This window comes from Nocardia paucivorans NBRC 100373 (genome assembly GCF_000308675.1).
In the GTDB taxonomy this organism is placed as follows: Bacteria; Actinomycetota; Actinomycetes; order Mycobacteriales; family Mycobacteriaceae; genus Nocardia; species Nocardia paucivorans.
This window is the reverse complement of the sequence record NZ_BAGE01000040.1, coordinates 81,705-90,319: the sequence shown is the minus strand read 5'-3', so window position 1 is coordinate 90,319 and position 8,615 is coordinate 81,705. Positions and strand designations below refer to the sequence as shown.

General features: G+C 66.7%; 7 protein-coding genes. All 7 read left to right on the top strand.

From position 1 onward, the window contains the following. Nucleotides 1–34: 34 nt before the first annotated feature. The 7 genes from ON32_RS11505 (at nucleotide 35) to ON32_RS11475 (ending at nucleotide 8,354) form a co-directional block, all read left to right on the top strand. Entirely contained in the window at nucleotides 35–1,063 is a 1,029-nt protein-coding gene (locus ON32_RS11505; protein ID WP_245550969.1) for a Gfo/Idh/MocA family oxidoreductase, read from the top strand. Beyond that, nucleotides 1,060–1,797, top strand: coding sequence for a thioesterase II family protein (locus tag ON32_RS11500; RefSeq protein ID WP_040790844.1), 738 nt, complete (start codon nucleotides 1,060–1,062; stop codon nucleotides 1,795–1,797). The genes ON32_RS11505 and ON32_RS11500 overlap by 4 nt, the downstream gene beginning before the upstream one ends. Before the next feature lie 126 nt (nucleotides 1,798–1,923). Further along, nucleotides 1,924–3,708, top strand: coding sequence for an ABC transporter ATP-binding protein (locus tag ON32_RS11495; RefSeq protein WP_245550967.1), 1,785 nt, complete (start codon nucleotides 1,924–1,926; stop codon nucleotides 3,706–3,708). Next, a complete protein-coding gene (locus ON32_RS11490) occupies nucleotides 3,705–5,468 on the top strand; it encodes an ABC transporter ATP-binding protein (protein WP_083874340.1) in 1,764 nt (587 codons plus the stop codon). The genes ON32_RS11495 and ON32_RS11490 overlap by 4 nt, the downstream gene beginning before the upstream one ends. A gap of 56 nt (nucleotides 5,469–5,524) precedes the next feature. Then, the gene (locus tag ON32_RS11485) at nucleotides 5,525–6,100 is read left to right on the top strand and encodes an MptD family putative ECF transporter S component (RefSeq protein ID WP_051133142.1); all 576 of its coding nucleotides are present in this window, start codon (nucleotides 5,525–5,527) and stop codon (nucleotides 6,098–6,100) included. Next, nucleotides 6,097–6,855: an energy-coupling factor transporter transmembrane component T gene (locus ON32_RS11480; RefSeq protein ID WP_245550965.1), complete on the top strand. Its 759-nt coding sequence runs from the start codon at nucleotides 6,097–6,099 to the stop codon at nucleotides 6,853–6,855. The genes ON32_RS11485 and ON32_RS11480 overlap by 4 nt, the downstream gene beginning before the upstream one ends. Next, complete coding sequence (locus ON32_RS11475; protein ID WP_245550963.1) at nucleotides 6,849–8,354, top strand: ABC transporter ATP-binding protein; 1,506 nt, start codon at nucleotides 6,849–6,851, stop codon at nucleotides 8,352–8,354. The genes ON32_RS11480 and ON32_RS11475 overlap by 7 nt, the downstream gene beginning before the upstream one ends. The last annotated feature ends 261 nt before the right edge of the window (nucleotides 8,355–8,615 follow it).

Here is an 8,615-nt window from a genome sequence, read left to right as displayed (position 1 = left end):
ATCGGACCGCCGCCACGAATCAGGGGTGGGACCGGTGACCACGCTTCGCGCCGACGGTAAACCCACCGCGGTGGTGGTCGGCGGTACCTTCGGCGCCGTCTACGCCGAGGCGTTGACGACCCCCGACTCGCCGGTCGAACTCGTCGGCGTCCTGGGAACCGGTGCGGGGCCCGCACGTGATCTGGCGCATCGGTTGGGTCTGCCGTTGTACACCGACCCGGGGGCCCTGGGACCGGTGGATATCGCCCTGGTCGTCGTCCGCTCCGGTGTGGTGGGCGGTGCGGGGGCGCGGATAAGTGCCGAACTACTCGACCTCGGTATCCATGTCCTGCAGGAACAGCCGGTGCACGCCGACGAGATCGTGGAACTGTTGGGTGTCGCCGCCCGGCGTGGAGTCCGATACGGCGTCAACGATTTCTACGGTGCGCTGACACCCGTGCGCCGGTTCGTCACCGCCGCCCGGGCACTCGCCGCGCGTACCCCGGTGCGCTATGTTCAGGCCCGGTCCGCGATCCAGGTCGCCTACCCGCTGTTCACCGTGCTCGCCGATCTGGTGCCTGCCCTCACACCTGCGAAGGTCGAGGTATTGCCCACCGTTGCGGGCGCATTCGCCACCGGGCGGATAATTCTCGGCGATGTTCCGGTGGATCTGCTGATCGACAATCAGTTGTGCGCGAGCGATCCGGACAACTATGTGCGGCTCATGCACGAGGTGACCGTGGGCACGGATGCCGGGGAACTGGTGCTCACCCACACCCACGGTTGTACCCATTGGCGGCGCCGGCAGATGGGCGTCGGGATCGATCGGCCGATCGTCGAAACCGTCGGTGCCGCGGACGAACCCACGACCTCGGACATCCGTGAGCGCATATGGCCGGATGGGGTGCGTCGTGCGGTCGCCGATTTCCTCGACACGATCGAGGCCGGTCGCAGCCCGGTATCACATCGTTTCATCCGGGCCGTGCGGTTGTGGTCGCAGTTCACTGCGGCCGTCGGCCCGGCTGCCCTGATCGAACCGATCGAAATGCCACAGATCACCGCCGAGGAGCTGCTCACATCATGACCGTTCACCTCGAAACCCTCACCGAACGCGGAGCCCCCGCGCTGGCCGTGGTGTTCCCCCACGCGGGTGGCAGCCCACGGTTCTTCGCATCGTGGTCGTCGTCGCTGTCGGGGAGCTTCGACCTGGCCGGAATGACCTACCCAGGTCGTGACGCCCTTCTCGACGTGCCCCCCGCCACCGGTATTCGCAGCCTCGCCGTGGACTGCGCGGCGGAACTGGAGCCCTCGGTTCGTGCGCGGCCGGTTGTGTTGTTCGGGCATTCCATGGGCGCCTATGTGGCCTTCGAAACGGCGCGGCTGTTGGAGGGCGCCGGGCTGCCGGTCGCCGGTCTGGTCGCCGGCGGTGCCGACGCTCCGTCCCGAGAAACCGACGAGCGGTGGCATCTGGCCTCGGACATCGAATTGGCCGATCATATCGGTGCTCTCGATCCGAAGAGCCGAGCGGTGCTGGCGCAGCCGGCATTGGCGCGGATATTCTTGCCGACCATCCGCGCCGATTACCGCCTGGTGGAAACCTATCGGGCCGATCCGGGGTCGACGGTGTCCTGTTCGACCGTGGTCGTCTGCGGCGACAGCGACCCCGAGGTCACCCCGGACGGTATCGCCCGGTGGACCGCCCACGCTCCGGGTGACTGTCGGTTCCGGTTCGCAAGCGGCGGTCATTTCGACCTGGTCGCCGAGCCCTTCGAGGTGTATCGGTGCCTGGACGAGGTGCTCGGTACCCGGGTGGGGTGAGACCGGGGGCGGGTGGTGAGCCGCCTGCCGAAGGGATGAGCGGTCGATTAGAATTCGGTTGAAAATAGATTTCATTATCTTTACTGCCGGTATGTTCACCAACCGGCCTGCGCTCGAAGGGTTTCCATGTCTGCACCTACCACCGAGGCCGCCCCGTCGACCGAGGTGAAGCGGGCGCCCTCGGTGTTCACCGGTGCCCGTCTCACTCTGACCGGTTGCGCGCTGTTGGCCGCCGTTTGTGCCATCGCCGGAATGGCGCCTCTCATCGCGGTCGTCGAGATCGCTCGCCGTATGCTGCGCGGCGACACCGATGTCTGGCCGATCATCGTCGTCGCCCTCATCGCGCTCGCGGTACGACAGCTCGGGATATTCGGGGCGGGGGTGCTCACTCATCTCGCCGAGATCGAGGTGTCGTTCGGTATCCGTCGGCAGTTGCTCGGCAAACTGAGTCGGGTACCGTTGTCCTGGTTCACCGATCGCAACTCCGGCATCGTCAAGAAGACCGTCGAGGACGATGTCGCCGCCCTGCACCGGCTCATCGCCCATTCCATCGTGGAGATCACCGCCGCGGCGGTGCCACCGGTGGTCGCCGTGGGCTATCTGTTCTTCGTCGATTGGCGCATGGCTCTGCTCACACTGCTGCCCGTGGTGGTGGGCCTGGCCGTCTACCAATGGGCCATGTCGGACGCAGGCACGAAATACCCGGAATACCTGCGTCGACTGGAGCAACTGAACGGCGCTGCCGTGGAATTCGTCAACGGTATCGGGGTGGTGAAGAGCTTCGGCGCCCCCGGCTCCACCACCCTGCGGTTCCGGCAGATATCGCGCGAGTTCGCCCATTTCTTCCACGAATGGGCCAAATCCACCGGTATCGCCGGAGCGATCGCCGAGATCATGGTGTCGCCGCCGAGCATCCTGGTGGTGGTCGCCACCGGTGGTGGGCTGCTCACCCTCGACGGACGACTGCCGTTGCCGGATTTTCTCGCGGTTCTGGTGTTCGCCACGGTCGTCACCGCCGGGATCATGGTCGTGCTGATGTCCGCGAATCAGCTCGCCGCCGCATTGGACGTGGCCCGCGGTATTCGTGATCTGCTGTCCGCCCCGGAACTACCCGTCCCGGACGATCCGATCACGCCGGACCCGAACCACGACGGGCCCGTGGTCCGACTCTCCGGGGTGCGCTTCGGTTACGGCGATACCGTCGCCCTCGACGGAATCGACCTGGAACTGCACGCCGGTACCGTGACCGCCCTGGTCGGCCCCTCCGGGGCGGGGAAATCCACCCTCGCCAAACTGCTGCCGCGCTTCGCCGATCCGGTGGCGGGTTCGGTCGAGCTGTACGGGGTCGACATTCGACGGATGGCCCCTGCGGAGCTCTATCACCATGTCGCCTTCGTCTTCCAGGACGCGACTCTGCTGCGGACGAGCATTCGCGACAATATCCGGCTCGGTCGTCCCGACGCCGATGACGCCGCGGTCCGGGCGGCGGCCCGCAAGGCGCAGATCGCCGACTGGATCGAGGAGCAACCTGGTGGCTACGACGCCGTCGTGGGAACCGACGTGCAGCCGTCCGGGGGGCAACAACAGCGCATCTGTATCGCCCGCGCCATCCTGGCCGACCGTCCCGTCCTGGTCCTGGACGAGGCCACCGCCGCCGCCGACCCGGAGAACGAGGCCCGGATCCAGGATGCCCTGAGCGAGGTGGCACGCGACCGCACCGTGCTGGTGATCGCACACCGGCTCTCCACCATTCGGAGCGCGGATCGCATCGTGGTCCTCGACGGTGGCCGAATCGTCGAACAAGGCACACACGACGAACTACTCGCCCGCGACGGGCTCTACGCCCGCCTGTGGGAGCACGACCGACGCGCACGTGCGGGAGAGACCGTCCGGAGAGGAACCGACCGATGAGCACCATGATTCGCTACCTGCTCGAACTGCTCGACCCCCCGGGCCGTCGGCATCTGCGCACCATGCTGGTGCTGCTGGTCGGTCAGGGCGTACTCCAAGGGCTCGGATTCCTGTTCGTGGTCCCGCTCGTCGCGGCGCTGGCGCAGACACCGCCGGACCGGGACCGGGCGCTGCTGTGGATCGGTGCGCTCGTCGCCGTCGTCGTGGTACACCATGCGCTGCTGGCCTGGAGCGCATCACTGGGTTACCGCCTCGGCACCGATGTGCTCACCGGTTTCCACCGTCGTATCGGCGATCACCTGGCCGTACTGCCGATCGGCTGGTTCCGCGCCGACCGCACCGGCCCCGTCGCGCGTCTGCTGAGCAAGAACACGGTCGATGTCGCCGACCTGCCCGCGCATCTGCTGCGTTATGTGGTGGTCGGTGTCGTCGCGCCGGCCACCATGGTGGCCGGCAGTTATCTGCTCGATTGGCGGATCGGCCTGACGTTCACGGTGGGCGCGCTGCTGTGTGCTCTGGCATTGCGGCTGCTCATGGGCGCCATCTCCCGAAACGACGAGGAGCACGAGCACGATATCGGCGTATCCGCCTCCCGCATCGTGGAATTCGCGCGGCAGCAGCCGGTTCTGCGTGCCTACGGCGCTCTGGGTCGCCCGGATCTGGGTGCCTTGGGCGCCGCACTGGATCGGCAGCGGGAATCGCAGTCCAAGCTCACCATCGGCGGAGCCCGGGGATTGATGGTGTTCTACGGCACCGTGCAACTGGTGATGACCGCGGCGATCGCGCTGACCGTGGCATTCGCGGTGGACGGCAGCCTGGCCGTGCCGTCCATGGTGGGCCTGCTGATCATCACCCTGCGTCTGCTCGATCCCCTGGCCCAGTTGGGTGATCTCGCCGGCCACGTCCAGGTGAACGCCGACGCCATTCGGCGGGTGCGTGCCCTGCTCACCGAACCCCGGTTGCCCGAGCCCGCGCAGCCGGCCGAACCGTCCGGATACGACATCGAACTGCGCGGAGTGCGATTCGGATACGACGACCGTACCGTCCTCGACGGTATCGATGCCCGACTCCCGTCGGGCACACTCACCGCGATCGTCGGCCCGTCCGGCGCCGGGAAGAGCACCGTGCTCAAACTCATCGGACGCTTCTTCGACACCGAGGCCGGCGCGGTCCGTATCGGCGGCCACGACGTCCGCGACCTGGGTAGCGCCGCCGTGGCCCGTATGACCGCCCAGGTCTTCCAAGAGGTGTACCTGTTCGAGGGCACCATTGCCGAGAACCTGCGCATGGCCGATCCCGACGCCACCGACGCGGACCTGGACCGTGTCGCGCGGATCGCCCGCTTGGACGAGGTGATCGAACGGCTGCCCGACGGCTGGAACACCCGGGTCGGCGAGGCCGGATCCACCCTCTCCGGTGGTGAGAAACAACGGGTCTCCATTGCCCGGGCGCTGTTGAAGGACGCGCCGATCGTCCTGTTCGACGAGGCCACCGCGGCATTGGACGCCGTCAACGAGGCCGCCGTGGCCGATGCCATCGCCGAACTGGCCCGCGACCGCACCGTCGTGGTGGTCGCCCATCGTCTGTCCACGGTCGCGGCGGCCGATCAGATCCTGGTGCTCGACGGTGGCCGGATCACCGAGCGCGGAACCCACGATGAACTGCTCACCCGCGACGGAACCTACGCCCGGTTCTGGCGGGAACGCCGCCGTGCCCGCGGCTGGCAGCTACGTTCCGACGTATCGGCGGGTGCCCGGTGAGTCTCGACCGGTCCGGAACCGTTGTCTCCGAGGTCGATCGCCGTATCGACCTCCGGATGAGTGCCCAGGATCTCATCACCATCGGAATCTTCGCCGCGCTCTACGTCGTGATCGTATTCGCGATCAATGCGTTCGGATTCCTCAATCCGGTGGTCATGTTGGTGGCATTGGCGGCCGGTATCGTCGCCGGCGGTGTGCCCTTCATGTTGTTCCTCACCCGGGTGCGCCACACGGGCATGGTGGTGATCTTCGCGGCGATCACCTCCGGATTGATGACACTCATCGGGCATCCGCCGGTGGGTCTTCCGATCACCCTGTTGTGCGCGCTGCTCGCCGAGATCGTGCTGTGGTTCGGTGGTTACCGCTCCCGCCGGATGGGTGTGCTCGCCTACACCGTCTACTCGCTTTGGTACTGCACCCCGCTGTTGCCCATCTTCTACGCCCGCGACGAGTATTTCGCCGATCCGGCCATGCAGCAGATGGGCCAGGCCTACATCGAACAGATGAACGACCTGCTGTCGCCGATCGTTCTGGGCGTATTCAGCGCCTCCACCCTTCTGTTCGGCCTACTCGGTGGGTGGCTGGGATCACGAATGCTGCGGAAACATTTCGAGAAGGCGGGGTTGGCGTGACGGGTTCCGACATCACCGACAAGGTGTCGGACTCCTCGGGCGCCGAGACGGCCCGGGCACCGAAAAAGGCACACCCGGCTCCGCCCGGTGCGAGGCTCGATCCGCGTACGAAGGTCGGTCTCGTCCTCGTCACCTCGGTGACGGTCATGGCTCCGGGCGGTGCGGTCTTCGTTCCGGCCGCCCTCGGCCTGGCGGTGGTGCTCGCCCTCGTCGAACGTGCCTGGACCCGGGGGGCCGGGCTGCTCGCGGTGGCCGCGGTCGCCGCGTCCCTCGCCTATCTGCTACCGCGGGTGGTGGTTCATCCGCTGATCGGGGTCGTCGGCGTATTCGCCTCCTATACCTTGCGTTTTCTCGTGGTCACGGGGGTTGTCGCGCATCTGGTGCGTACCACCACGCCGAGTGAGTTCACCGCCGCGTTACGCGCGGCCCGCATTCCCCGTGGACTTACGGTATCCGGGGCGGTGATGCTGCGTTTCGTCCCGACCGTGATCGCCGAGGCGCGCGCGGTGCGCGATGCCATGCGGTTACGCGGCCTCGGCCTGTTCGGAGATCCCATTCGAGGGATCGAGTACTTCACCATACCGCTCATCGCGTCGAGCCTGCGGGCATCCGAGGATCTTTCGGCCTCGGCGCTGTTGCGCGGCCTGGGTTCTCGCGCCCGGCCCACGAGCATGTATCCGCCCCGGTTCGGGATCGCCGATGCGATGGTCACCTTGTTCGTCGCCCTACTGGCCGGGGGGACTGTGCTGTGGTAGCCGAACCCATGATCGAAATCGCCGAGGTGAGTTGGCGTTACGCCGGTGCTGCCGCGCCGACCCTGAACGGACTGAACCTGCGGATCGAGCGAGGGCAGACCGTGGTGCTGTGTGGGGGGAGCGGTTCGGGAAAGAGCACCGTACTACGACTCGTGAACGGGCTTGTGCCGCACTTTCACCGAGGGGTCCTCGAGGGCACCGTTCGACTCGACGGCGAGCCGATCGTCGAGCTGAGCCCGGATGTCATCGGCCGACGTACCGGGACCGTCCTGCAACATCCCCGCCGCCAGTTCTTCGCCGACACCGTCGCCGCCGAGACGGCCTTCGCCCTGGAGAATTTCGGTGCACCACCCGATCTGATCCGCGATCGGGTCGCCGCCACCCTCGTCGAGCATCATCTGAACGACCTGGCGGGCCGTCGCCTGACAGAGCTCTCCGGCGGCCAACAACAGCAGGTCGCCTGTGCCGCGGCCACCGCCCATCGGCCCGCGGTGGTGCTCCTGGACGAACCCACCGCCAACCTGTCCGCGCACGCCGTCGCGCGATTCCTCACGTGGATCGCCGAACTCCGCGCCGCCGGTGTCACCATGGTGATCGCCGAACATCGGCTTCACGGCCTCGCCGAACTGGCGGACCGTATCGTACTGCTGCGGGACGGCCGTGTCGCGACGGAATGGACGGGCGCCGAGTTCGCTCGTCTACCGCCACGGGTGCGGGCGGCCGAGGGATTGCGGATCGGCAGGCCCGTACCGCCGGCACTGCCGCGGGCGTACGGTCACGGTCCCGGTGTCGAACCGATACATCCGGAAACGAAAGATTCGGAGGCCGAACCCGAGTCGGCTGCTCTCGGCCTGGCCCTGCACGATATTCGCTGTTCTCGCAAGGGCCGTCCGGTGCTCGACATCGCGGCCGCGCATTTCCCGGCCGGTGCCGTCACCGCGATCACCGGACCCAATGGAGCGGGGAAGAGCACACTGGCCCGTGTGCTCACCGGTCTGCAACGCCACAGCGGACGAGTCACTCTGGACGGGCGCCGTGTGGATCGGCGTCGACGGATCGCCCTTTCCGCCCTGGTCATGCAGGATGTGCAACGTCAACTGTTCACCGACAGCGTCGCCGCGGAACTACGTCTCGGGGTGGGTGGATCTGCTGTCGGTCGGTCGAAGCCGGATGATGCCACTGTTGAGAACGACGAGCGCTCACTGCTTCGGGACCTCGGTTTGGTCGGGCTCGACGACCGTCACCCCCTCGCATTGTCCGGCGGGCAGCAACAGCGGCTCATGGTCGCGGTGGCGCGGCTGAGCGGGCGTCGAATCGTGGTGTTCGACGAACCCAGCTCCGGGGTCGACGCGCGTCATCTGACCTCTATCACGGCTGTGCTACGTGAGTCGGCGGCCGACGGAGCCGTCGTGGTGTTGATCAGCCATGACGACGAATTGCTATCCCGCGCAGCCGATCTGGAGTTTCGCTTGCGGCCGCTGTCCGGATCGATTCGATGACGACCATGGCATGCTCGAGGAGTGACCGCTTCGCTTCGATCGACACTCGAGTCGGAACTTATTCGTAGGCAAAGGAATAACGACCGAACGAGCGCGGTTTCTCTCGATGCGAGGTCGAACGTCGCGCTCTGTTCATACCACCATCTCGTTGCTCATGGCCGGCCGTGACGAGAACGGTCCGATGCATGCGCGTCGTGCAGCGGTGCCGAAGCCATGAACTCTGAATATTCGGCTTCGAACGCAAAAGATTTTCTGAGCCTG